Here is a 25,213-nt window from a genome sequence, read left to right on the forward strand (position 1 = left end):
TCTTATAGTTTAAATAGACGAGTTGCTGAAAAGTTTATGATTAGTAAAAACAATACAAGAAAAGTTTTTATAGAAATAGAACTAGATTGTATTCTTATAAATATTTTTTCATCCTTTATTGTATCAGAATGTTTTGACAATGACCAATATGAAATACTTTGTTTACCTAATCAAAACGAATTATTCATTTCTCAAAATGTCAATGATTCATTATGTGCAGAGTTTTATATTTCAAAATCATTTTTTAAACCAAATAGGGTAGTTAGAAAAAATTTAGAGGAAGAAGAATAACTACCCACAACACCGTGTATAATTAATTGCTTGGTAATAACCTACTTACGAAAGTCCTCGCGGACTTTCTATCTGTGATTTATTTGCTAACTTTAGTGTTTGAAACACGCAACTAACCATACACAAAACCGTTGTAAGCAATTTGAGAAATGAGAAAACTGATAATAATTGGAATAATATTTTCGACTTTATTTTCTTGTGAATACTTAAACCAATTGAGTTCGGACAATTCTCTGACTGAAAAAATTGAAACAGAATTCAAATCGGAATCGGAAATAATAGACTTAAAGAATTTTAATGAATTTGATTGGGATAATCTATTAATTCTTGGACCATATTCTGTAGTCGACAACATAGAAAAAGAATTGAATTTAGACTTGGAAAACATAAGAGAAAATGGAATCGAATATGATGATTCAATCAATCTTTTAGTTTTCTTAAAAAACGGAAAGTCTGTTAAGATTTCAGAAGTTTCAAGAGGAATTGGTGATTTTTCAAATTTGAGAAATTTAATATCAAAAGAAAGTGCGAAATTCATTAAAACCGAAAATGGAACTAATGTTTTAGCGGAAAACATAAATGGAAAATTAGTAAAAAAAGTTGGCGGAATTCCAGAAAATGCATTTTTGGCTGGAAAAGAAGATAAACTGAATTGGTTTTTAATCAACTCTATTCACAATCACAAAAACAATGCTCAAATTTCAATTTACGATTATGACACAGGAAAATTAATATTAAACAAAAGATTTCTTAAAATTTGTCCGATAGATGAATTGAAATACATTGAAGATTTAAATAAAGAAATTGATTTTTATGACGGAGAAAAAATCCATCTGAAAGACAATTGTTATTTACAAACGAATTAAAAAAAACTGCTTACAACACCGTATATAATTTATTGCTTGGTTCTAGCCTACTTGCGAAAATCCTTTCGGATTTTCTATTCGGTTTTTATTTGTTAACTTAGTTGCTTAACCACGCAACAAACCATATACAAACACGTTGTAGAGCATTTGAATCAACCAACGAAATGACATTTGACAAAGAAAAATATACCGACAAAAAACATATACTGATTGTTGGAAAATCTGAAAACGAAAGAAAAAAATACGTTGATAATATAATTTCAACTTCAGATAAAGTTATCTATCGATTTAAACGAAATCTAAAAGACTTTGATGAATATATTGAAGAAGTAAGAAATATTTTCCCATTTGTCCCTTACAATTGGGACGAGCAAAATCCGAAAAAATGGACTTTAAATCAAATTTGGGATTTTCATTTGGACTGGACTGATAACACGTTTAACATTCTAATTGTACTTGAGGAATTTGACGAAATCGAAGATAATTGGAAAACGGAAATCATTAGAGATTATTTCACAACGTCCTATGACCAAGAAAAAGAAAACAAATCAAATCTGAACTTTCAACTAATTCTAACTCTTGAAAAAGAAAATGAATTAATTAAAAACGTGATTTCTGAATTTGGACTAAATGAAAATGAGAAAAGAACAGAAGAACAAATCATAAACGGAAAATTGATAATAATTAATTTAGAGTGGGAATAAAAAACGCAACAAACCATATACATAAACGTTAGGCAAAATTTAAAAAAACGAATAGTAAATGAACAAAATTTGTGTTTTTTGTGGAAACCCACCTGAAAACAAGAACAAAGAACACGTTCTTCCGCAATGGCTATTAAAGATGACAGGTAACCCAAATAGAGTAGTAAAATTTGGACATAATTACCTTGAAGGAAAAGATATAATTTTTAGTTGGAAAAAATTCACTGTTCCATCTTGCACAAAATGTAATGACAAATATGCAAAGCTCGAAAGAGAAGTAAGACCTATAGTTGAGAAATTATGTGACAAAACAGAAATCAATTCAAATGAAGCTATTAAGCTTTTGGATTGGCTTGATAAAGTTAGAATTGGATTATGGATAAACTATTATTATTTAGAAAAAAATAAAGCGCAAATAAACCCGAGAATGTTTATTGAAAATAGAATGGGAAGGAAAGATAGATTTATGCAAGTTCAATTCCTCGAATCCAATAAAAAATCAGACGGCTTAAATGCATTCGGTGTAGAAACTTTATCATTTCAATTTAACCCATCTTGTTTTGGCTTAAGAATTAATAATATTTTAATACTAAATGGCTCGAACGACTTTATTATTTCTGAAAATTGTGGATTTCCATTTCCAAAGAAAATTGAATCTGTTGAAAACGGAATGCTATCATTAAAAGATTGGGAATATAATAGAACGGTTTCAAAAAAATTAGCGGATTGAAACTACTTAAAGGAGTATTAACTGTTTTACAACCTATTCACACTGAAATGAATTATGAAACTAATTATTTCAGTGATTCGTATTTAATTCAAAATTGTATCGATAGAGAAAAAAGAATAGGAACACTATTCCGATTTGCCGATGATGATGTAATTCCTATCTATGATTTAAATGCTGAATTATATTTTGAATCTGTAAAAGGAAAAGACGTTAAAATAATCGGAGAGCTCATCGCTAAAGTGTATGAAGGACAAAACGCTTTTCTATCAAAAGTAATATCGGGTAAGGAAAGAACTTTTGAAAAAACAATTGAGTTGAATAAGAAACATATAGAATTTTATAAAGAATATCATAAAAACTTTGCCTAACACCGTGTATAATTCATTGCTAGTACTCGCCTACTTACGAAAGTCCACGCGGACTTTCTATCTGTGATTTATTTGCTAACTTTAGTGCTTAAACACGCAACGAAATCATACACAAACACGTTGTGCTTAATGCAAAAAAATGACGACAGAAGAAAAAATAAAGTTTTTAAAAGACAATATTGAACCTTTATCAGACCAAATTTATGGAAATGGATTTAGAGCATCTGCATATTTGACTGATGGAACTTTTATTCCTTGCGTTCGATTTAGAAACTCAAAACCCATAACTGAACTTGCTGTAAAAAGGTTCAATGACGAAAGAAAAGGGAAAAGTATTTTTAGTAGAGATTCAGTAATGGGATACAAAGATATAGTTAAAACATTTGTAGCATCAGGAAATCGTATTAACGAATATGATATTGATAGAATTGAAAAGAGTCCTTGTGCTTTTTCAAAAGAAGTCCTTGACCAAATTCAAGGAGAAACAACAATGGGTTGGACTGGATTCTGCGTAAAAATGAATGATGGAAAAATATTCGGATATGGAAGTTCTTTTTTATTTGATTTTTTTCAAATGCCAAACGGATATACAGCGAGTGACATAAAAGAAATAATTAACCACAGTTATTTATCAAAAAGCGGAGAATTAAAAGAACATAAAGTTCCATTTTTTGACAGACCAGATGATTATGACGAAAAGATTATTTACCGTGAAAGGCAATTTTTTGATTGCTATGTTGATGGACTTTGATAAGTAATACCTACACAACAATGGCTATAATTAATACGGGTTTTGTGCTTAACCCAGAAGTAAATGCTTTTAAACCAAGTCCGCCAAATCTTTTGATTTGGCTTTAGAACAAAAAAGATAAAACAAAATAAAAAGTTTTGGCTAAATGCTTAATCGGAAATTCACTACCTATAATTCCCGTACTAACCATAGCCGAGACGTTGTGTGCAATACTGGAAAAAACAAAAACAGTAAATTAAATTAGATAATCCGTAATCTGCTTAATTCCTTTCAATAAAAAGCCTGCAATTTTATGTTGTAAATCACAAACAATTAAAAAACTAAGTACATTAAAGCCTCTTAATTTTTCACCTTCTAAAAAAGTAAAAATCTATTAAGCGTAAAAATTAACAAAAAAATGCCCCTTCTATTTAAATACAAAAAAATAAAATATATTAATAATATAATTTTTAGAGTAACTTTGAAATTCATAATCATAACCTATCTATTAAATGAAAAAAAATACTTATTAACCATAGTCTTTCTTTTAAATTATATTTTGTCAACTGCTCAAACAACAGATGTTGTAACTGGCTTAAATTGGCCTATTGATATAATACTTATTGGTAATGATTTATATATTGCTGAAAATGGTGGAGATAAGATTTCAAAAATAGATATTACAGATACTACACCCACAGCAACAAATGTAGTTACCGGATTAGGAGGTCTATACAGATTTGCACTTAAAGGTAACGAGTTATATATATCTGAATCTACAGGAAATAAAATTTCTAAAATAAACATTACAGATGCTACACCTACAGTAACAGACGTTGTTACAGGATTAAATCGCCCAATAGGGATAGCTTTTTATGGAAACGAATTATATATTGCTGAAAATAATAGCGGTAAGATTTCTAAAATAGATATTACGGATGCTACACCTACAGCCACAGATGTAGTTACTGGATTAAATTACCCTACAGGAATTGATATTTACGGGACCGACTTATATATATCTGAACCTATTGAAAATAAGATTTCTAAAATAAATATTACGGATACTACACCTACAGCTACAGATGTTATTACTGGATTAAATAATCCTACAGGAATTAATATATACGGAACTGACTTATATATATCTGAACATTTTGGAAATAAAATTTCTAAAGTAAATATTACAGATAATACACCTACAGCAACAAATGTTATTACTGGTTTAAATAATCCTAATGCCTCTTTAATTATTGGAAATGATTTATATATCGTTGAAAGTGCTGGTAATAAAATTTCTAAGCTTGAAGATACTCTACTCTCAATAAATGAAAGTTTATTTGCACCATCTATTACAAAAATTTATCCAAATCCTTCAAATGACTTGATTCAAGTTTCAAACTTTACAAAAGCAAAAAAATCATTATATACAATGCACTAGGACTTGAAGTGCTTAAAAAAACCATTTCTGAAAATGAAAAAATTAACATCAAAAACTATTCTAATGGTTTATACTTCTTAAAATTTGAAAACGGAAATACATTAAAGTTTATTAAAAAATAAAAAAACTAATAATAAAAAAAGTAAAACTAAAATATTACACCTAATCAATCAATAATGTTTATTACCTGCCATAAATATTTATAGCATCAAATATTAAATCATAAAATTAATATTCAGAAAGGACAAACTAACATTGAATATAAAAACACAAAGGAAGTTATTAGATAAAAAAACGCAAAGATTATTTATGACGGAATTAGAATAATAACAAATAACAATAAAGAATTTGACTTTGTAATTAATAAATGAAAATTATGGTTTGAAAAAATAAACGAACATATAAAATATAAAACGCAGCACAACAAAGTACCGTAGTAAAAAACAACTTAAAACCCACTAATGTTTAACTAAAATACTGTTGCAATAATCATCATAAATTAGTCCTAATTTTTACAATTGCTAAAGCCTCCTTTAACAGCTTATCATAAGCTGTTAAAAAATAATAAATGGCATAACATTTAATTCCATATTGACTAATTAGTGGACGTTCTTTTACACACCCTAAAAACCATTCAAAACCGTAAGACCAACACAATTTGTAGCGTTTAAAGCATACAAAGCACCATCAACCATTTGGTAAAACCGCACACCAAGCACAAAAAGCCTAGTTCCAAGCACATTAGGCAAAGCATCTGGTGTTAAAGTCAAAGCAGATCCAGTATAACTACGCTCCATAACTAAAGGTGGTGCCAAATGCAAGGCGTAATCCAAACGCTCAAAATCAAAATCCAAAACACCATAAGTCAGTGCAATATGTGTGGCTCCATCCTCAAAACCAACCTGATTAATATTAAAATCTGTAAAGGTTAACGCGTAATCACTATCAGATACAACATACTCAAAAGGCAATACTTGACGTACATCGCAAGTTGGTGTATAGCTAAACGTTTGTAAGAGCTGTAAACCTTCCGCCTGCCCTACTCCATTAATAACAGTACGTGCTCCACGTGTATTAGTCGCATCTAAAGCCTTAATACGCATAAACAAACCCATCAAACGACTATGAAAATGCGGAAAAGTATACCCCTTATAAAACGGAGCCAAAGCTAATCTAAACGCTTTATTAACTGCAGAACAATGCCCAAACTCATTGGCATTTTCACGCACACGCTGCATACTAGCTTTGCTTTTAATAGCCTTTTTACTAAACCCACCACCTGCTTTTCGGGCAATAGGCTTACCGTTCAAATAATAAAAATTAACACCATTTAACGTTCCTACTAAAGGAATAATTCCTGTCTGTTTTGCCATATCATCATTTTTTTAATTAAACATCTATAATACAGTAATATACAAAATATTTTAATAAGGGTTATAGCGTGGTTATAGCATACTTATAAAGTACTTATAACATGCTTATAGCGTTTTATATAATAGTCACTAAAGACTAAGCATAATAGCCAACTTAGCAATACAAGTGTAAAACGCTAAGCCAGCTAGATTGGACTAGCTTGGGGCATACCTAGTTATAAACAATACCTAGCATAAAAAAACAAGACACTCAGGCAACTAATTACCAAATAATTACGTCTATATAAATAAATGATGTAATCAGTAGTTCAAATAGATTACTCAAAACCTTTAAACAATTAATTTAAATAGTCTACCAATGAAAAAAGTTTTAAAAGTATTGCTAATAGCGTTATTGTTTAATGCCTGTAAAGACAACCAACAACAAACCCATAACGGTTTACCCATAGTCAAAGCAACTAAACAAAATATAGATTATAAAATAGAAGACACTTGGAGCTTTGGCAGATGGGGAATTGCACCTCAGGTTGCAAATGATACCTTACCTATTATTTGCTATAAACAAAATCAAGAGTTTACATTTAAAACGGACATAGATAGTATATCATTTAACATCAAACCCAATACTACTAAAAGTTTTTATGTCGTATTAAATGATAGTTTATATGCTCATACCATTGTTAAAGGTGTACCATTTAAGGCTAACCAGATTACGCATGATAATAAAAAACAATCCAATATTACAATTAATTATAGTGCGGACTCTAACAGTTACTTAAAAGCTTTAAAAAATGAATATCCACTTGATTTTATAAACAAAAATAAGTCTGACAAACAAACTGTTTTAAAAGCTTTAAATTGGACCAATAGTCGCTGGAAACATAATGGTAATAATACACCTAAAGGACAGGATGCTATTTCTATTTTAAACGAAGCTAAAGATGGAGGAGAATTTCCTTGTTTTGCATACGCTATAGTGCTTAAAGACCAATTAAACGCTAATGGTTACAAAGCTAGAACAGTATATTTAAAAACCGAAGATGCTGCAAATAGAAAAGGATCTCCTGGACATGTTGTAACCGAAGTATATTTAAAAGACAGTAATAAATGGGCTTTTATTGATGGACAGTTTAATGTGATGCCAACCTTAAACGGTACACCTTTAAATGCTGTCCAGTTTCAAAATGCAATAAATAACAGCTATCAGGATTTGGTTTTAGAAAGCCTAGGAAAAGAAGTCGTTACAAAAAGAAATTATGTAGCCTTTGTATACGACTACTTATTTTATTTAGACACAACTTTAAATAATAGTTATTCTGAAAACGATAGCTATACAATAAATGGAAAAAAATCTATAATGCTAGTCCCACTTGGAGCACAAAATCTTACAAAAATAGACTTTTGGAAAATGACTGTAGACTATTGTTTATACACCAACGCAATACAAGACTTTTATGCTAAACCAGTTAGCAAATAAACCAAACAGTTTATAAAACAGCACTTGACACACATTTTTAAGTAAAAAAGAGACCGCAAAACAAAAAAGTATACAAGTTTAGAAAATCTGTGTAAGTGCTTTTTCCATCTCCAAACGACCTTTGTATTATAATTTTAAAAGATAAACACAATGGAAAATAATCAATTTGGAAAAAAGGGATGGACACCAGATAGACTTAATAATTTAAAAGGTAAAACGTATGTAATAACAGGTACCACAAGTGGTACAGGTTTTGAAGCTGCTAAAATATTATTATCAAAAGGCGCTAAAGTTGTAATGCTTAACCGTAATAATAAAAAAGCCCAAAACACTATTGATACATTAAAACAAGAACTTGGTAATACTATAGACGTCTCAAATATCCATTTGGATTTGGCTGAGCTAGCATCTGTAAAAAAAGCAGCTGCAGTAGTTAATCAAACCATACCTCATATTGATGCATTAATCTGTAATGCTGCAATTGCACAAGTCCCTAAACAAACCCTTACTGTTGATGGTTTTGAAAGTCAATTAGGGGTAAACCATTATGGTAATTTTTTATTACAAGGCTTACTTTTTCCTCGTATTGAAAAATCAAATGGACGTATCGTTACTGTAGGTAGCGAAGGTTATAAAATGGGAATTAAAACCATCAAATTTAATGACATGAATTGGAATAAAGACTATAACCCTAACACGGTTTACAGTCAAAGTAAATTAGCTCAAATCATGTCTGTGTATCAACTACAAGATAAACTTAAAAAGGCTGGTAAAACAAACGTAAAAGTGTATGCTTGTCATCCTGGTGCTTCCAGAACCGCTTTAATTAAAACTAGTGGTAGCCTAATGACTAGGTTTATTTGGCAAATAATGAAGTTATCACCAATGGTACAATCTGCAGAAAGAGGCGCTTATCCACAATTAATGTGTGCAACAGAACCAGACCTTGATCAAAAGGGATATTATGGACCTACAGGAAGAAATTACTGGACTGGACCTGTTGGAGAATGTAAACTACAACCTCATGCCAAAGATAAAACTGTAATGGAAAAGCTTTGGGAAGTGTCAGAACAAGCAGTAAACTTTAACTGGAAGTTATAACCATTAATTAAGTAACCTAAAACATATTATCATGAAATATATTAAACACCTAAGCATAGTGGTCGTTTTGTTAATGGCTAGTAATGCTTTTTCTCAAAACAGAAATTGGACAGAAAAAACCTTAAAAGACGGAAAAACCACAGTAAAATATGAATTAGTAAAGGATGATGAAGGGACTCATTTTTATTACATAGCACAAACGACTGCAAACACAACTTTAGATATATTAGATACCTATTTTTCTAATACAGATAATCATAAACTATTTCTAGAAAGAACACCCATTACTAAACAAATAGAAAAAACATCTGACAACCAATGGCTAGCCTATTATTATTTTAATGCGCCTTGGCCACTTTCTGATAGTGATTTAGTCATTCAAATCAACCGTTATAAAGAAGATAACAAACTTAAATTTATAGCAACAGCTTCAAGCAGTGATTACAAAACGAAGAAGGTTGAAAGAATGAAAACCTATAAAGTAATCTACGAGTTCGAAAAGATTGATGAATCAACAACTAAAATTACTTACAATGCAGATTACATACCAATTGGGTCTATTCCTAACTTTTTAATAAAAACATGGTTTCCAGAAGGTCCTGCTAATATTGTTATTAATTTAGGTGCTACAAAACAAAAGTAATAGTTGATTAAAAATTAGTAATTTTAAACGACAACTTAAGTATTTTAAAAGTAATACACCATTAAACATGAAACACTTTAAAACACTATCCTCTTATTTAGAATATCTAGAACTTCCTAGTCCAGAGCATCCTATGCTTAGCATATTCACATCCAAAGGTGACGGTTTTTTACCTTGTCCCAGAGAAAGCTCTCCTCCTATCACTACAGATTGTTATTCTATTAGTTTAAAAAAATTCGTGAAAGGAAATCTTAATTATGGACGCACTAAATACGATTTCACAAATGGAGCTTTAATTTTTATAGCCCCAAAACAAGTGCTACAATGGGATAATAGTGTCGTATTTGAACAAAAAGGCTTTTCTATTAATTTACACGAAGATTTTCTAAAAGGAACAGAGTTAGCGCATCAAATAAAAAAATATGGATTCTTCACTTACTCAGCTAATGAAGCATTACACCTGTCTCCTAAAGAAGAAAGACAAATTGAAGCTTTAGTTGAAAACATTGAAATAGAATACCAAAACAATCAAGATGAATTTAGTAAGGACATCATTATTTCGCAATTAAGTACACTTTTAAAATATGCTAATCGGTTTTACGAAAGACAGTTTTTAAACAGAAAAGAACTATCCAATAGCTTATTAGAACAATTTAACAAGCAACTAACTGACTATTTCGAATCAGGACTTTTACATGAAAACGGTATACCTAGTATAGAAAAGATAGCAACTAAAATGTCAGTATCTAAACGCTATTTAAGTGATACACTTAAAATTGAAACTGGTAAAACGACAACCGAACATTTGCAGTTATATTTAATAGATCAAGCTAAGAATATTTTATTAAAACCTAACAAAAGCATCTCTGAAGTGGCTTATGAATTAGGCTTCGAGTATCCTCAGTATTTTTCTAGATTATTTAAAAAGAAAGAAGGTATTAGTCCTACAGAATACCGAGAATTATATAAAATGAATTAATAGTATGGATATTTTAAAAACAGCAACAGATTGGGCTAAAGCCGAACTTTTTTCAACACCATTTTTTGTAATATTTGGGCTTATGTTTTTAGCTGCAAGTATCGGCTTTTGGCAATTAGGAAAAACAGATATAGCAAAAGCATACATTATACCTACACTAGTAGCAGGACTTTTATTAACAGTCATTGGGTTAGGTTTGTTTTTTACAAACAAATCAAGAATTTCAGCATTTGAAACTGCCTACAATACAAATGCTTCAGCTTTTGTAAAATCAGAGATTGAACGTACTGAAAGTACTTTAAAAGAATACCAAACAGTAGTCTTTAAAGCCATTCCTATAATCATTATTGTAGCTGCATTACTAATCATGTGTCTAAGTAGTCCAACTTGGCGTGCAATAAGTGTGACAACCATAGCAATGCTAATTGTCATTTTGTTAATCGATGGTACCGCATATGCAAGAATAGACTCCTACAATAAACAATTACTAATAGTAAGTAAACAACAGGCTATACATGTAGTGAAGTAGGTTTATATCAACCTAATTAATCCTTATACAAATTAGGTAAACTAATCTTAAATCTTATAGCTATCAGTCTAACAGTAATAACAACAGCTCCTGCAATAATAAATACAAAATTAGAGGCTATAGGTAATTTTATAACTAAAAAGTATGTTGCACCTCCTAAGATACATGCAGTTGCATAGACTTCTTTTCTAAAAATAACAGGAATCTCATTACATAAAATATCTCTTATAACACCTCCAAAACAAGCACTCATAGTACCTAAAAACACACAGATTATTGGATGTAATTCTGCCGAAATCCCTTTTTCTACACCAACAACAGTGTACAAACCAATACCTATAGTATCAAACAATAACAAAGAGGTTCTTAGATAGTCAATTTTAGTTCTAAAAACCACAGCAAATATGGTAGATAAAATCACTACGTAAATAAAGGTCATATCCTTCATCCAACTTACCGGAGTTTCGCCAATTAAAACATCTCTTAAAGTACCACCTCCAACTGCTGTTACAAAGGCAATAATAAATATTCCAAAAGCATCCATACGTTTGTTTAATGCTACCAAAACACCCGAAATAGCAAAAGCAACAGTCCCTAAAATATCAAGTATATAAAACATATTTTAAAAAAGGTAAAATTAGATTTTATAATGTAAACTAAAAATTTAAAGCTTGGTTTTATCCATAATATTTTCAGTCTAAAAAACACAACAATCGCACCTTAAACACTCAAAAAAAGCATCTTAACTTAATCGTTTTAATGTTTATTTTAAGTTTCCTATTGACAAAACTAACACAGAAGTAACATTACAAAAAAAACAGAGGTGTAGAAATCATCTTTTTACACTAAAAATACAATTGAGATCTATAAAATAACAGTTCAGTAAGTTGTTTTATTAAACACTTAGTAAATGTTGCAATTTTGAAGTGTTAACCAATTAAAACAACACATCATGAAAACATCAACAACATTTAACCAAACAAAAACAATAATCTTAAACGTTATATTATTTTTTGCATTTAGCCTGACAACAATTGGTCAAACTGAGCAAAACGCTGAAACTGGACAAACCATAACAGTAACAGTTAACAATGTTAAAAACAATTCTGGACAAGTTACATTTGGATTACATAATAATCAAACTTGGATGAAAACCCAAGGCATACAAAGCACCTCAACTAAAATTGAAAACAATATAGCGACTGTAACTTTTAAAAACGTAAAACCTGGTAATTATGCAGTTTTAGTATTACATGATGAAAACAAAAATAACCGCATGGATTTTAAAAACGGTATGCCTTTAGAAAACTACGGAATGACCAATAATCCATTAAGTTATGGACCACCACAATTTAGTGACGCAAAGTTTGAGGTCGCTAACCAAGATTTAGATTTTAAGGTTAGATTCTAAACCTCATTAAATAAAAAAAGAGCAACAATAGTTGCTCTTTTTTTATATTACTAAATTATATATGTTATAAACTTTTACCTAACCAAGCATTCATCATCCAAACAGTTTTTTCTTGTTCAGAGATAAAGTCACTCATCATAGAGCTTGTACCTTCGTCATTAGCGTCTCCAGCTGCATTCAAAATGTCACGTTCTAATTTTAATAACTCAGTTAAAGAGGTCACAATTAAAGCTACAGCATTGTCATCTACAGATATATTGTGTCCTACAGGCACTTTTGCTAGCTTAACATAATCATCAAATGTATGTAAAGGGGTTTCGCCTAAAGTTAAAACACGTTCTGCAATTTCGTCAACTTTCATGTTAGCGTCATTGTAAAGCTCTTCAAATTTCACATGTAAATCAAAAAAGTTTTTCCCTTTAATATTCCAGTGGATTCCTCTTAAATTTTGATAATAAATCTGAAAATTAGCCAATAATTGGTTTAATTGTCCTGCTAATTCTTTGGTCTTTTGGGTATCTAATCCTAGTGTATTTAAAGTCATAATATTTGTGTTTTGATTGTTATTCAAATTTACGATTAAATAATCAAGATATTCAATAAGTTTTATTGATAGATGTTATATTTTTATAACCTAAATTTATATCCATGACGATTACTCAATTATCATATGTTTTGGCTGTAGCCGAACACCAAAATTTTACTAAAGCTGCTCAAAAATGTTTTGTAACACAACCAACATTAAGCATGCAAATTCAAAAACTAGAAGATCAATTAGATATTTTAATTTTTGATAGAAGTAAAAAACCAATCGAGTTAACCGAAGTTGGAAAAAAAATAGTGACGCAAGCCAGAAATATTGTAAACGAATCTTATAGAATACAAGATATTGTAGATCAAGAAAAAGGATTTATTGGTGGCGAATTCAAATTAGGTATCATTCCAACAATTATGCCTACTCTTTTACCAATGTTTCTAAACAACTTTGTGAAAAAATACCCAAAAGTTAAACTTAAAATTGAAGAATTAACTACTGAAGAAATTATTGCACGTATTAATGATGGGCATTTAGATGCTGCAATTGCTGCAACACCTTTAGAAAATGAAACGATTAAAGAACGTGTTTTGTATTTTGAACCATTTGTAGCTTACGTACCCAATAATCATAGATTAAGAGACAAAAAAAGTTTAAACATTACCGATTTAGACATAGACGATATGCTGTTGCTTGAAGATGGTCACTGTTTTAGAGAAGGTGTTATTAACCTATGTAAAGCATTTAAAAACCATACAGATGATAAGTTTCAGTTAGAAAGCGGAAGCATTGAAACATTAATTAAATTATCTAATGAAGGTTTAGGTATGACATTACTACCTTATTTACACACCTTAGATATACATGAAAAATCTAAAGCAAACTTACATTATTTTACTGAGCCTTCTCCTGCTAGAGAAGTCAGTCTAATTTATCATAAAAGCGAACTTAAAATGCAAATCATTGAAGCTTTACAAGATGTAATCTCTGGAGTTATTAGAGGTGCTATTGCGTTTCAAAACGTACAAATTATAAGTCCTATTTCTAAAAAATAGAATGACTTTATGTAATAAAAAAACGCGACCATTTGGTCGCGTTTTTTTATTATTGCTATAATGCAAAATTAACATATAAAGACAATCGTTGTTTGGACTGCACATTATCTCCAAATAAATCTTGACTGACTGGTAACGTATAACTGGCTCCAAAAATAAATTTTTCGATAGCCAACTCTGTACCAATAGACGCATTTAGGATGCTTCCATCAGTGTCTTTTAAGGTTTCTCCATATTGTGTAATATTATCATATCGATCTCCTGATAATCCAACAAATGGCATAATATTCATTTTTTCTTTAGGTATAGCAGTAAAAAAGTTAACTGCATAACTAAACTGATCTCCAAATTGGTAATCATTTTTGTTTTCTCCTTTTAGATAATAACTTAATAAAGTATTGACACCAAAGGTATCACTACCGTAATTATATCCAACCGAAAATATACCATCTACACTTCCTGTTCCAACTTGAAAACCAGGATTAATATTATCTGTTAAACGTTGTTCAAACTCGCCTGTTGGTAGCTTAACACCTAAACCAAACTGTAAACTGTGTCCTGAAGCTATTTTTTCGCCTGAAAAATTAATAACAGTTTCGTCTTCTTTTTTATAAAACACATGTTTATACCAACCAATAATGTTAGCATCTCCAATTCCGTTTAAGTTTTCTTTTACATTGTTAAAATCTCTAGTAAGATCCTGATAAGGTAAACTAGCGGTAACATAAAACGAATCGTTAATTGGTATTTGAGCCCAAACTTGATACGTATTGAAGGTTTCTTTACTTAATGGCGAATCTTCAAAAATTCCATTTCTTGATTCAAAATTTTGATAAATATAGCGTACACCAACAAAGTTAGCGTTGCTTAGCGTTCCAAAGCCAAAGCTTCCGCTACTGGTAGAACATCCACAAAGATCACACAACACTTGTAATGGTTGATGTGTAGAACAAGGTGTTTTCAAGCTATGTGCTTCCGCTTTAGCGAAACCTAATAACAGCACAATTAATAGTATTTGTTTAAAATTCGGCAAAACGTTCATCTTCTAAAAATTGAGTATCGGTTAATGTTTTTAAAAAGGCTATTAAGCTTTCTTTTTCGTAATCTGATAATGTTATTCCGTAAGTTCCGTCAGGTCTTAATAACTCTGGATCTACGTTACCATTATCTACTGCATTTGTATCATAAAAATTTAAAACAGCGTCTAATGTAGAGAAACGTCCATCATGCATGTATGGATAAGACACCTCAACGTTACGTAAACTTGGGACTCTAAACTTATATAAGTCATCAGGATTTTCTAACACGTTGTAACGTCCTTTATCGTCTAATTGAGGGTTTACAGGTAAACCGTTATTTCTAAAGGTTTGATCTGTAAACAAATCTGTTGCATGACAAGTGCTACATTTATTCTGGAAGGTATTAAGTCCATCTAATTCTGTTGTGGTTAATGTTACACCATCTTCTTCTCTTACATATTTATCGTATTTTGAATTAGAAGATACCATCATTAACATAAACTGAGATAATGCTTTTAGCATGTTTTCAGAATTAACTTCACCATCATCAAAGGCTATCCCAAATTGTTCTTGATAATAACTATCGGCTTGTAATTTACTGATAACATTACTTAATGTCTCATTCATTTCTACCTCACTAGTTAACGGTATTATTGGCTGTAAATCTAGATGTGTAGAGGCTCCATCCCACATAAACGAGGTTTGATAGGCTAAGTTTTGAATGGGTTGTGCGTTTCTTAAACCAACAGCTCCATTTACACCATGACTTAATGTGTGTCCATGATGTGTAAATGCAAATGCTTGCTCATGACAAAAAGCACAAGGTATTGCTCCATTTGATGATAGTTTACCATCGTAAAATAAGGTTTTACCTAACTCAAATCCAGCATCTGTGATTGGATTATTATCTAAATTGTAGGCTAAGTCCGGAAAATTAGTCGGCAATTCCATTTGTAAAGGTATTGGCACATACTTTTCTTGTGATGAGTTATCAGAACAGGAAAAAAAGTAACCAACCCTAAAATTAAAAGGCTTACTTTTTTCATTTTAATAAAATTTAATACACCATTATAAAATTTATAATGGTGTATTATTATTAGTTTTAATCGTTGTGTACGTGGTGTACTTCAAACATTGAAGAGATATTTGTTGCAATAATACCTGTAGTAAGCTCGTCGGTATGCACTTGATTATATCCATCTGCAAAATTTACTGATACAGTACCATCAAACACCTTAGCAATATCTGCTTTTATGTGTACTTCTGGAGATTTATCTGTTCTTACCAAAACAGTATTAGGAAAATCTAAAGTTACTTCTTTATAATTATCTAAAGAGGTACCTACACTTCCCATGTGTATGTTTAATGGCTCATCAATAACAGTACTGGTTGTGTAAGTTCCGTCTAATCTAATAAACTTATAACCAGTAGCCCAACTCCACATCATACCTTTTTCGTCTGCTAAGTCTAAAAAGTCTCCTTGTCCTTCTGCTCCTAGAGCAAAACGTTCTTGATCTATACCTACACCAAAAGTTACAGATACGTAATCTGCTGCATCTACATTATCTAAAGTGATGTAAATTTCTCCTGCATTATTACCATCTTCCTCATCAACAATAAATACGTTATCTTCAGCAGGATACATAAATACATCTCCATTGCTATCTGTAAATCTTACATTACTAATAATGTATTTTACATTATCTAATTTAAAAGATTCTGAATTTGATTTATTGTAAGACGTAGAGAATAAAAAATCTTGATCTCCTACTCCATTATCATATTTTAATGTTAATGATCCTGTTTGTCCTGATAAGTCTTCAGTTGATGTTGCGTCATCGTCAGATGAACATGCTGTTATTACTGCACATGCTAATAGTGCAAATGTGTATTTTAATAATTTCATTTGTATAATTTTTATTTTAAATAGTAAGTTATTAAGCCATATTTGGCTTAAGCCGAAAATAAAAATTAAGCAATTGGAGGTTTAAAATGATCATAATCAAAGTCAAAAGAATAACTCTGTTTATAAGCTATAGTTACACGATTGTCTGAGTCTGTTGAAAATACTTGTTGTTGATCATAATTATAAGTTGCATAAAATACTGGAAAAAAAGACTCAGCTAAAGAAGTTATTCCTTCAGAATTTATGCTATCTGCAGTTGCAGATTGAAGTTGTTTAGCTAAATGACACTTACCATTACAGGCTAATTTTGGTTTTTCTTTATTAACGCAATAAGTATCTACAATGTAATCTATGTTTAACTGAAAATAAGCCACATACCCAACATAATACATTGGACGTATAGCAAATGATAAAAACAATAATATTGTAAATAGCTTTTTCAGAAAAAATAAAATTTTGGCAAAGTTACATTATTAAGACGTCTTTTTTTAATTAATCTTGTGCATTAACACAAAAAAAGCGACCTATTTGGTCGCTTTTTTTAAATTTTATTTTTTTAAGGGTTTAAATAAATTAAACACTGGTCTAGTTTTGGGTTTTGCTGTACTAAAGACTGTATATAAACTTTAAGTTCTTCTACCTCATATGGTAAAAGGCGTTCTAGGGCTTTTTGTACTTCTTTGCAAAACAACGTGGTGTCAAAACTAACCTTTTGTAGTACAGTTTTAGTGTACTCAAACATTGCTCTTGCCATAATTAATTATTGGATTTGGTTAAATTAAAGTAGTGTTATACTATAGGCAAACAGTTTAAAAGTTTCGATTAAAGGTAATGAAAAAATATTATTCAAAACTTACTGGCTACAAATTTTAACAGTTAAAACAAAGTTAAAACAGTAAAATTAGAACCTATTATCACCATCTAACAAATCTCCTAAACCTCCTAAAATACTACCTTCACCCTTACTTTTACCTCCACTTGGCACACTTTGTAAAACACGTCCAGCCAACCTACTAAAAGGTAAAGATTGTATATAAACAACACCTGGACCCTCAAGCTTGGCAAAAAACAAACCTTCGCCTCCAAAAACAGTGTTTTTTATACCACCAACAAACTCTATATCATAATTTACATCTTGTGTAAATCCAACAATACATCCTGTATCTACCCTTAAAGTTTCACCTGGTTTTAAAACTTTTCTAGCTAAAGTTCCTCCTGCATGTACAAATGTTAATCCATCACCTTCTAATTTTTGCATGATAAAACCTTCTCCTCCAAATAATCCACGACCAAGCTTTTTACTAAATTCGACACCTACACTTACACCTTTAGCTGCACATAAAAAAGCATCTTTTTGACATATAAATTTACCATTATATTCTAACAAATCGATTGCTACAATTTTTCCAGGATATGGAGAAGCAAAACTAACCTTGCGTTTTCCGGTAAGGTTGTTGTAAAAAGCAGTCATAAAAAGACTCTCTCCTGTTAAAAGACGTTTTCCTGCACCAAAAACTTTTCCTAAAAAACCTGTGTCTTTTTGAGAACCATCACCAAATATAGTTTCCATTTTAATGCCATCGTCCATCATCATAAAGCTACCTGCTTCAGCTATAACACCTTCTTCAGGATCTAATTCGATTTCTACATATTGCATTTCTTCACCAAAGATTTCAAAATCAATCTCGTGTGCATTTAATTTATTGTTTGGTATTTGGTCTTTTTGATACATATTATTAAGGGTTTAATTTATTTATATGTTGCAAAGGATTCTGTTTTGTTACAAAATCTATTAGTTTTTTACTTTTATAGACCATTCAAAATTAAAAGTAGAAACGACTACTCCATCTTCATTGGTACCTATAGACTGCATCCAAAAGGCTTGACCTTCTCCTGTTTTTATTGCTTCAGCTAAAGCTGCATCTACTTTTGCTCCATCATTACAAACAAATGTAATTTTACCTGTAGCTTTTTTTGTAAATGTAGCATTATTGGTAGTAACAAGCATGGATACTTTTTTACCAGAATTTTTAATTTTCATGATCATCATAGCTCCAGTTGAAAACTCGGCAGCCATACCTTGAACAGCCCAAAACATGGATTTAAATGGGTTTTGATTAATCCATCTATGTTTTACAGTTGTTACACATTGTGCTTCGTTTAATACTTTAGTACGTACACCACACAAGAAAGCAGATGGTAACTTAAACATTGTAAAAGTATTGAGTTTACTAGGAGTCATCTTCATTATATTAAATATTTTTCAGCTAAATTATTGAAAATAATTGAATTACCAATATGTTAAAAAAATGTTAATTTTTAGTACTTTGTATTGCATAATACCTTTTTAAAGATATATATTTGCATAAGAAACTATTATATACTTTTAAATCATGGTAACTAATCACCACAAAAACATTGCTACTTTTATACACTTATCCACCTTTGCTAGGTTTATATTTCCGTTTGGAAACATTATAGCGCCTTTAGTTTTATGGATAACTAATAAAGAAAAGTCTGATTTTGTAGATACACATGGTAAACAAGCTATTAATTTTCAGTTTAGTATTTTATTATATGTATTAATAATTGGTACATTATGCATTCCTTTTTTTGCTTTTAGCTTGTTTAATCATTTAGACATTTTAGACTTTAATTATTTTAGTGACATTAGCATTAAAATAAACAGTCCGTCGCCATTATTTTATATCTGCGGTACATTTACACTACTTGCTATATTAGGGTTTATATTAGAAATTGTATTTATTATCAATGCTAGTTTAAAGGCTAGAGATGGTGAGGACTATAAGTATCCTTTTACCATTGATTTTATCAAATAACCATCATCATCAATCAATCAAATCATCAAAAAACGAACAGTTAATTATGAAATCAATTACACAATTATGACAGCTACATCATCACATACTTTATTATTATATACTGATGTCTATGATGCAAAATGCATAAGACTTGTAACAAACATTAGAAAAGACTTATGAAAATAGAAAATACTAAAGCACAAATGCGTAAAGGTGTTCTTGAATACTGTATTTTGTCTGTATTAAAAGACGAAGACGCTTATGTTGCCGAAATTTTAGGCACATTAAAAGACGCCAAACTGCTGGTTGTTGAAGGCACAATATATCCTTTACTAACACGACTTAAAAATGCAGGATTACTAAGCTATCGTTGGGAAGAGTCCACTTCTGGACCACCACGTAAATATTATGGATTAACAGAAACAGGTCAACTTTTTTTAAAAGAATTAACCACGACTTGGGACGAATTACAAAATGCAGTTAATATAGTAACATCAATTAAATCAACTAAAAAATGAATAAAACAGTCAACATAAATTTAGCAGGTATATTTTTTCATATAGATGAAGATGCATACTTAAAATTACAGCGCTATCTTGAGGCTATAAAACGTTCATTTACTGACTCTCAAGGGCGTTCTGAAATTATTGCTGATATAGAAATTAGAATAGCTGAATTGTTTTCTGAACGTATGAAAACAGATCGTCAAGTTATTGGAAACAAAGAAGTAGACCAGGTTATTACCATTATGGGACAACCTGAAGATTACCTTGTTGATGACGAAATATTTGAAGACGAACCTAAAACCAAAACCTCTAGATCAAAATCATCTAACAGTAACTCTAAAAAATTATTTAGAGATACAGACAATAGTTATGTTGGTGGTGTAGCCTCTGGATTATCTTACTACTTTAACATTGATGTTGTTTGGATCAGATTAATTTGGGTATTACTAATTTTTGGAGCTGGAACAGGTGTGTTTTTATACATCTTATTATGGATATTTATTCCTGAAGCAACTTCTACTTCTGACAAGATAACCATGACAGGAGAAGAAGTCACGATTACAAACATTGAAAAAAATTAGAGACGGATTTGACAGCGTTTCTGAAAACGTAAAAAACATAGACTTTCAGAAACATGCAGATAAGTTTAAAGAAGGTTTTGACCAAGCCTCAGATAGTATATCAGACTCGGTTAAACGCATAGATACCAATAAAATAAAATCTAGTAGTAAATCCTTTTTCGGAAGTTTAGGTCAAGTATTTTCATCTGTATTTAAAGTGTTTTCTAAATTTATTGGTGTCGCTCTGGTTGTATCTTGTGTCGCAGGAATTATAGCGCTTTTAGTTGGTTTAATTTTCGGAACCTTCTTTGAAGCCGACTTAAGATTTTTTGATACTAATTTTGTAAATGGATATAACACTGAAGCTGGACCTTTTTGGATGTTTCCGGTATTAATATTTATTGTTAGCGTTATTCCAATTATCTTTTTTATTTACTTAGGATTAAAAATCTTGGTAAACAACCTAAAACCAATGGGTAATGTTGCCAAATATAGCCTAATTGGATTTTGGATATTAGCTGTAATTGCCTTAGCTGTAATTAGCGCTAGACAAGGCCTAAGCTATAAAGAAGAAGCTGCAGTAGTTAAAACAACGCCTTTTACTTCAATTAAAGCTAATGACACTTTAGTAGTTAGCATGAATTATAACGATAGTTTTGCAGATCGTTTTAGACGTGATTATGGCTTACAAAAGGCACATGATGATAATGGCAATCCAATAATTTTCTCGCAAGGCATCAGACTAATCGTAAAATCTACTAAAGACAGCGTTGCTAAACTAAGAGTGGATAAATCGGCTAGAGGTACAAATTATAACGTTGCAAAAGACAGAGCAAAAAACATACAGTATGACTACAGATTAACTAACAATAATTTGGTTTTAAATAATCATTTTACAGTCCCTAACGATGCAATATCAAGAGATCAAGAAATTGAACTAACATTATTTTTACCTGAAGGAACAATTTTATATGCAGACGAAAGCACATATAATTACCACAGAAATAATACGCATTATTACAATGATATTTTAAATAACGAGATGGAAGAACACTATTTGTTAGTTAAACGCTCTAAATTAATATGTCTAGATTGTGATAACCAAAATAGTGATGTAAATGAACAACAAATCAATACTAAACCACTAATAAATAAAAATAACAGCAATGACATTGAAAAACCTAAAAACACAGAACCTATAATTGAAAGCGAAGGGACTGAAGCTAGTACCGAAAATATTAATGTAACTATTGACAATAAAAACGGAATTAACATCACACCAAAAGACTAATAATCAATCATCAATCAAAAACCAAACATTATGATTACTGTAATCGAGTACATAGTAAATACCCTAGTGTCTATATTTTTATGACACACATTTAAAAAACCAACCAAAAAAACCATCTCACTTTTTCCTTAACAAAAAGTTTGGGATGGTTTTTGATTATATTTGTACACAAATAAATTTACAGATAAATGACAAAACGCTTACTTACACTAATTTTTACATTCATAACTATTACAGCTTTTGCTCAAAAAAAGGAAAAAGTAAAAGGTAGTCGTGTACTAACCAAGGTTGCAACCCCTTTGCATAGTTTTAAACGTTTGGTTTTAAACGAAGAATTTGAAGTTAACTTAGTTAAATCAGATTCTACTAAAATAGAAATCACTACAGATGAAAACCTACACGAATACATCAAAATTGTATCTCAAGACAGTACTTTAAGCCTTAAAACTACTGCTAGACTTCAAGAAAAAAGATTAGATATAACTATATATTATAATGACTTTTTAAATACTATCGAGCTAAACGAAGATGCTGAAATCCTATCTAAAACAAGTTTAAAATTTAAAGACTTAACCTTAACAACCACATCTAGCTCTGAAGCTTATTTAACTATTGAAACTGATTTATTTAAACTAATCAATAATGATAAAGCTAAAGCTGAATTAAATATAACTGCACAATCTGCAACTTTAGAGTTAAACGGAAGTAGTAAAGTGGAAGCTTTAATAAATGCATCAAAAATTGTTGTAGACATGCTAGAAAGTGCAAATGCTAAAATTGAAGGTGACACTAAAAACCTAATACTTAACATAGATAACTCTTCAGATTTTACAGGAGAAAATCTAACAGCTAAAAACACTAATCTAACAACTGCAAACAGAGCAGAAGTAAGCGTCCAAACAACTTCAGAATTAGTTATTAATGCTTCAGGATCTTCGATTATTGAAACATTTGGAAGTCCAAAAATAATAATTGAATCTTTTGAAGATAATGCGATCTTAAAAAAGAAATAATTATAATTATACCAATAAAAAAACCGAAGCATTTAGCTTCGGTTTTTTTGTGTCTAAGTTTTAAAAACTTTAGTTATAATTTGAAGTACTTACTTCAAAGTTAGCGTCTTTAGCTGCTAAGTAACGCTCTGCATCTAAAGCAGCCATACATCCTGTTCCAGCAGCTGTAATAGCTTGTCTATAAACATGGTCTGCAGCATCACCACTTACAAAAACACCATCAACATTAGTTTTTGAAGTTCCTGGTTTAGCATTGATTATGTACCCTGTTTCATCTAAATCTATAAAGCCTTTAAAAATGTCTGTATTAGGCTTGTGTCCAATAGCAACAAAAAATCCAGTAGCTGGTATTAAATGTTGATCGTTAGTTTGATTGTTTTTAACCTGAACACCAGTTACAACTTGACCATCACCAATAACCTCTTCTGTTTCAGTATTGAATAATATCTCAATATTTTCAGTGTTTTTAACACGTTCTGCCATAATTTTTGAAGCTCTAAACTCGTCACGACGTACCAACATTGTAACTTTAGAACATAATTTTGATAGGTAATGCGCCTCTTCACAAGCACTATCTCCTGCTCCAACAATCACTACTTCTTGGTTACGATAGAAAAATCCATCACATACTGCACAAGCAGATACTCCTCCACCAAGTTTTAAATATTTTTGCTCAGAATCAAGTCCTAAATATTTAGCACTAGCTCCTGTAGAAATAATTACAGTATCACAGTGTATTTCTTTCTCGTCATTGACCCACACTTTATGTACATCTCCAGAAAAATCTACTTTAGTAATCCAACCATTTCTAATATCAGCCTCAAAACGTTCTGCTTGTTTTTGAAGTTCCATCATCATTTCAGGACCAGTAATTCCGTCAGGATATCCAGGGAAATTTTCAACCTCATTGGTTGTTGTTAATTGTCCTCCTGGTTGAGCGCCTTGATATAAAACAGGACTCATATTAGCTCTAGCTGCATAGATTGCTGCTGTATAACCAGCAGGACCAGAACCTATTATTAAGCATTTTACTCTTTCTATTGTGTCTGACATAATTTTATCATTTTATCTATTACAAAAGTAGAATTTTTAAAAGAAAACTTACACTACAATTATTAAAAGTTATTATTTAATCATAAACAGTACTTATACTGCAATTTTTGATTTTTTTAAGAAAATTATAATTCAAATAGTATAACTTATACCTTAAATACAAACAAATCTAAATCATGGGAATTATAGCCACCAATATCAACAAAACAACCTTTTATTACAACTCTAACAGCAACTTAGACAAACAAACCTTAGCTTATGTTACTGACAGCTTAAAAAAGGTTTTAACTATAGATTTTTCTAAAACAAAAGTTGCAGATACACAATGGATTGAAATTTGTGATAAGTTAAATATATCTGTTGCTGATTTGGTAAACAAACAGCATCCAGATTACACAAATAATTATAATTCTAATAGTGATTTAAGTAATGAAGATTGGATTAAAGTCATACAAAAAAGTCCTCAAGTCGTTGCTTTTTCAATATTAGTTGTTGGTGATAAGTATTATAAGATTGAAAATCCCTCTGAAGCTAGACATTATTTAGAAGGAAGCTCGAACGCTATTGACGATAAAAAACACATATAAATTTAATATTCGTTTATCGTTTTATATAATCTTGCTAAAAATAAGGCTATAAAAATAAAGAAAGATAACTTAGCTATAATAGCTAAATTACCTGCAATATGTCCAAATCCCAACACAGCAGATATAAATGCAAATGTTATAAAAAAAATAGTCCAACGCATGTTTAATTGTATTTAGTTTTACAAATATAAAACCTAAAACAAACTGTATAACAGTGTTTAAC

The 25,213-nt window shown here is 30.4% G+C and carries 33 protein-coding genes; 21 read left to right on the forward strand and 12 right to left on the reverse strand.

What is annotated here, in order from left to right; all coding sequences use genetic code 11:
• The first annotated feature begins 36 nt into the window (after window positions 1–36).
• The 8 genes from AC0L4B_RS16585 (at window position 37) to AC0L4B_RS16620 (ending at window position 5,252) form a co-directional block, all read left to right on the forward strand.
• A complete protein-coding gene (locus tag AC0L4B_RS16585) occupies window positions 37–291 on the forward strand; it encodes a hypothetical protein (protein WP_473437885.1) in 255 nt (84 codons plus the stop codon).
• Between the two features lie 149 nt (window positions 292–440).
• On the forward strand, window positions 441–1,157 hold the full coding sequence (locus AC0L4B_RS16590) for a hypothetical protein (protein WP_473437886.1): 717 nt from the start codon (window positions 441–443) through the stop codon (window positions 1,155–1,157).
• A gap of 164 nt (window positions 1,158–1,321) precedes the next feature.
• Complete coding sequence (locus AC0L4B_RS16595) at window positions 1,322–1,861, forward strand: hypothetical protein (protein WP_473437887.1); 540 nt, start codon at window positions 1,322–1,324, stop codon at window positions 1,859–1,861.
• Window positions 1,862–1,919: 58 nt separating this feature from the next.
• A complete protein-coding gene (locus AC0L4B_RS16600; protein ID WP_473437888.1) occupies window positions 1,920–2,591 on the forward strand; it encodes a hypothetical protein in 672 nt (223 codons plus the stop codon).
• Window positions 2,588–2,959: a hypothetical protein gene (locus AC0L4B_RS16605; protein ID WP_473437889.1), complete on the forward strand. Its 372-nt coding sequence runs from the start codon at window positions 2,588–2,590 to the stop codon at window positions 2,957–2,959. The genes AC0L4B_RS16600 and AC0L4B_RS16605 overlap by 4 nt, the downstream gene beginning before the upstream one ends.
• 139 nt (window positions 2,960–3,098) lie before the next feature.
• Complete coding sequence (locus AC0L4B_RS16610; RefSeq protein WP_473437890.1) at window positions 3,099–3,710, forward strand: hypothetical protein; 612 nt, start codon at window positions 3,099–3,101, stop codon at window positions 3,708–3,710.
• A 460-nt stretch (window positions 3,711–4,170) separates the two neighbouring features.
• Complete coding sequence (locus tag AC0L4B_RS16615) at window positions 4,171–5,130, forward strand: DUF6923 family protein (RefSeq protein ID WP_473437891.1); 960 nt, start codon at window positions 4,171–4,173, stop codon at window positions 5,128–5,130.
• Window positions 5,131–5,138: 8 nt separating this feature from the next.
• Entirely contained in the window at window positions 5,139–5,252 is a 114-nt protein-coding gene (locus AC0L4B_RS16620) for a T9SS type A sorting domain-containing protein (RefSeq protein WP_473437892.1), read from the forward strand.
• Between the two features lie 501 nt (window positions 5,253–5,753).
• On the opposite strand, the gene AC0L4B_RS16625 is transcribed toward AC0L4B_RS16620, so the two are convergent.
• Complete coding sequence (locus AC0L4B_RS16625; protein WP_473437893.1) at window positions 5,754–6,503, reverse strand: hypothetical protein; 750 nt, start codon at window positions 6,501–6,503, stop codon at window positions 5,754–5,756.
• A gap of 358 nt (window positions 6,504–6,861) precedes the next feature.
• Between AC0L4B_RS16625 and AC0L4B_RS16630 the strand changes: the two genes are divergently transcribed.
• The 5 genes from AC0L4B_RS16630 to AC0L4B_RS16650 all read left to right on the forward strand — a co-directional run bounded on the left by AC0L4B_RS16630 (window position 6,862) and on the right by AC0L4B_RS16650 (window position 11,232).
• Window positions 6,862–7,980, forward strand: a complete 1,119-nt coding sequence (locus AC0L4B_RS16630) for a transglutaminase domain-containing protein (RefSeq protein ID WP_473437894.1) — start codon at window positions 6,862–6,864, stop codon at window positions 7,978–7,980.
• 150 nt (window positions 7,981–8,130) lie between these two features.
• A complete protein-coding gene (locus tag AC0L4B_RS16635; RefSeq protein WP_473437895.1) occupies window positions 8,131–9,081 on the forward strand; it encodes an SDR family oxidoreductase in 951 nt (316 codons plus the stop codon).
• A gap of 31 nt (window positions 9,082–9,112) precedes the next feature.
• Entirely contained in the window at window positions 9,113–9,724 is a 612-nt protein-coding gene (locus tag AC0L4B_RS16640) for an SRPBCC family protein (RefSeq protein WP_473437896.1), read from the forward strand.
• Between the two features lie 67 nt (window positions 9,725–9,791).
• A complete protein-coding gene (locus AC0L4B_RS16645) occupies window positions 9,792–10,703 on the forward strand; it encodes a helix-turn-helix domain-containing protein (protein ID WP_473437897.1) in 912 nt (303 codons plus the stop codon).
• Between the two features lie 4 nt (window positions 10,704–10,707).
• Window positions 10,708–11,232, forward strand: coding sequence for a hypothetical protein (locus tag AC0L4B_RS16650; protein ID WP_473437898.1), 525 nt, complete (start codon window positions 10,708–10,710; stop codon window positions 11,230–11,232).
• Between the two features lie 16 nt (window positions 11,233–11,248).
• On the opposite strand, the gene AC0L4B_RS16655 is transcribed toward AC0L4B_RS16650, so the two are convergent.
• Window positions 11,249–11,851 carry a trimeric intracellular cation channel family protein gene (locus AC0L4B_RS16655; protein WP_473437899.1) on the reverse strand — a complete coding sequence of 201 codons (603 nt, stop codon included), beginning with the start codon at window positions 11,849–11,851 and terminating at the stop codon, window positions 11,249–11,251.
• Window positions 11,852–12,184: 333 nt separating this feature from the next.
• Here AC0L4B_RS16655 and AC0L4B_RS16660 point away from each other — a divergent pair, with 333 nt between their 5' ends.
• Window positions 12,185–12,643: a DUF2141 domain-containing protein gene (locus tag AC0L4B_RS16660; protein ID WP_473437900.1), complete on the forward strand. Its 459-nt coding sequence runs from the start codon at window positions 12,185–12,187 to the stop codon at window positions 12,641–12,643.
• Between the two features lie 64 nt (window positions 12,644–12,707).
• Here AC0L4B_RS16660 and AC0L4B_RS16665 read toward each other — a convergent pair whose 3' ends face one another.
• Window positions 12,708–13,187 carry a Dps family protein gene (locus tag AC0L4B_RS16665; protein WP_473437901.1) on the reverse strand — a complete coding sequence of 160 codons (480 nt, stop codon included), beginning with the start codon at window positions 13,185–13,187 and terminating at the stop codon, window positions 12,708–12,710.
• Between the two features lie 104 nt (window positions 13,188–13,291).
• Here AC0L4B_RS16665 and AC0L4B_RS16670 point away from each other — a divergent pair, with 104 nt between their 5' ends.
• The gene (locus tag AC0L4B_RS16670; RefSeq protein ID WP_473437902.1) at window positions 13,292–14,233 is read left to right on the forward strand and encodes a LysR substrate-binding domain-containing protein; all 942 of its coding nucleotides are present in this window, start codon (window positions 13,292–13,294) and stop codon (window positions 14,231–14,233) included.
• 55 nt (window positions 14,234–14,288) lie between these two features.
• On the opposite strand, the gene AC0L4B_RS16675 is transcribed toward AC0L4B_RS16670, so the two are convergent.
• The 7 genes from AC0L4B_RS16675 to AC0L4B_RS16705 all read right to left on the reverse strand — a co-directional run bounded on the left by AC0L4B_RS16675 (window position 14,289) and on the right by AC0L4B_RS16705 (window position 19,406).
• A complete protein-coding gene (locus AC0L4B_RS16675; protein WP_473437903.1) occupies window positions 14,289–15,275 on the reverse strand; it encodes a transporter family protein in 987 nt (328 codons plus the stop codon).
• Window positions 15,253–16,221, reverse strand: a complete 969-nt coding sequence (locus AC0L4B_RS16680; protein WP_473437904.1) for a cytochrome-c peroxidase — start codon at window positions 16,219–16,221, stop codon at window positions 15,253–15,255. Before AC0L4B_RS16680 ends, AC0L4B_RS16675 begins: the two co-directional genes overlap by 23 nt.
• Before the next feature lie 133 nt (window positions 16,222–16,354).
• Window positions 16,355–17,158 carry an MbnP family protein gene (locus tag AC0L4B_RS16685; RefSeq protein WP_473437905.1) on the reverse strand — a complete coding sequence of 268 codons (804 nt, stop codon included), beginning with the start codon at window positions 17,156–17,158 and terminating at the stop codon, window positions 16,355–16,357.
• A gap of 65 nt (window positions 17,159–17,223) precedes the next feature.
• The gene (locus AC0L4B_RS16690) at window positions 17,224–17,577 is read right to left on the reverse strand and encodes a hypothetical protein (RefSeq protein WP_473437906.1); all 354 of its coding nucleotides are present in this window, start codon (window positions 17,575–17,577) and stop codon (window positions 17,224–17,226) included.
• Between the two features lie 137 nt (window positions 17,578–17,714).
• A complete protein-coding gene (locus tag AC0L4B_RS16695; RefSeq protein WP_028290479.1) occupies window positions 17,715–17,912 on the reverse strand; it encodes a hypothetical protein in 198 nt (65 codons plus the stop codon).
• Between the two features lie 147 nt (window positions 17,913–18,059).
• Complete coding sequence (locus AC0L4B_RS16700) at window positions 18,060–18,890, reverse strand: TIGR00266 family protein (protein ID WP_473437907.1); 831 nt, start codon at window positions 18,888–18,890, stop codon at window positions 18,060–18,062.
• 60 nt (window positions 18,891–18,950) lie between these two features.
• A complete protein-coding gene (locus AC0L4B_RS16705) occupies window positions 18,951–19,406 on the reverse strand; it encodes a DUF4442 domain-containing protein (protein ID WP_473437908.1) in 456 nt (151 codons plus the stop codon).
• A gap of 145 nt (window positions 19,407–19,551) precedes the next feature.
• Here AC0L4B_RS16705 and AC0L4B_RS16710 point away from each other — a divergent pair, with 145 nt between their 5' ends.
• The 5 genes from AC0L4B_RS16710 (at window position 19,552) to AC0L4B_RS16730 (ending at window position 23,350) form a co-directional block, all read left to right on the forward strand.
• Window positions 19,552–19,998: a DUF4870 domain-containing protein gene (locus AC0L4B_RS16710; RefSeq protein ID WP_473437909.1), complete on the forward strand. Its 447-nt coding sequence runs from the start codon at window positions 19,552–19,554 to the stop codon at window positions 19,996–19,998.
• 158 nt (window positions 19,999–20,156) lie between these two features.
• Window positions 20,157–20,498, forward strand: coding sequence for a PadR family transcriptional regulator (locus tag AC0L4B_RS16715; RefSeq protein WP_028290483.1), 342 nt, complete (start codon window positions 20,157–20,159; stop codon window positions 20,496–20,498).
• Window positions 20,495–21,067 carry a PspC domain-containing protein gene (locus AC0L4B_RS16720; RefSeq protein WP_473437910.1) on the forward strand — a complete coding sequence of 191 codons (573 nt, stop codon included), beginning with the start codon at window positions 20,495–20,497 and terminating at the stop codon, window positions 21,065–21,067. The genes AC0L4B_RS16715 and AC0L4B_RS16720 overlap by 4 nt, the downstream gene beginning before the upstream one ends.
• Complete coding sequence (locus AC0L4B_RS16725; protein WP_473437911.1) at window positions 21,054–22,337, forward strand: hypothetical protein; 1,284 nt, start codon at window positions 21,054–21,056, stop codon at window positions 22,335–22,337. Before AC0L4B_RS16720 ends, AC0L4B_RS16725 begins: the two co-directional genes overlap by 14 nt.
• 188 nt (window positions 22,338–22,525) lie before the next feature.
• Window positions 22,526–23,350: a GIN domain-containing protein gene (locus AC0L4B_RS16730; protein ID WP_473437912.1), complete on the forward strand. Its 825-nt coding sequence runs from the start codon at window positions 22,526–22,528 to the stop codon at window positions 23,348–23,350.
• A gap of 69 nt (window positions 23,351–23,419) precedes the next feature.
• Here the strand turns inward: AC0L4B_RS16730 and trxB are convergent, their stop codons facing one another.
• A complete protein-coding gene (trxB, locus tag AC0L4B_RS16735; protein WP_473437913.1) occupies window positions 23,420–24,403 on the reverse strand; it encodes a thioredoxin-disulfide reductase in 984 nt (327 codons plus the stop codon).
• A 176-nt stretch (window positions 24,404–24,579) separates the two neighbouring features.
• On the opposite strand from trxB, the gene AC0L4B_RS16740 reads away from it, so the two are divergent.
• Window positions 24,580–24,990, forward strand: coding sequence for an arsenate reductase family protein (locus AC0L4B_RS16740; RefSeq protein WP_473437914.1), 411 nt, complete (start codon window positions 24,580–24,582; stop codon window positions 24,988–24,990).
• A gap of 2 nt (window positions 24,991–24,992) precedes the next feature.
• On the opposite strand, the gene AC0L4B_RS16745 is transcribed toward AC0L4B_RS16740, so the two are convergent.
• On the reverse strand, window positions 24,993–25,151 hold the full coding sequence (locus AC0L4B_RS16745; protein ID WP_473437915.1) for a DUF1328 domain-containing protein: 159 nt from the start codon (window positions 25,149–25,151) through the stop codon (window positions 24,993–24,995).
• Window positions 25,152–25,213: the final 62 nt, after the last annotated feature.

Source organism: Olleya sp. NP1-10 (assembly GCF_055804415.1).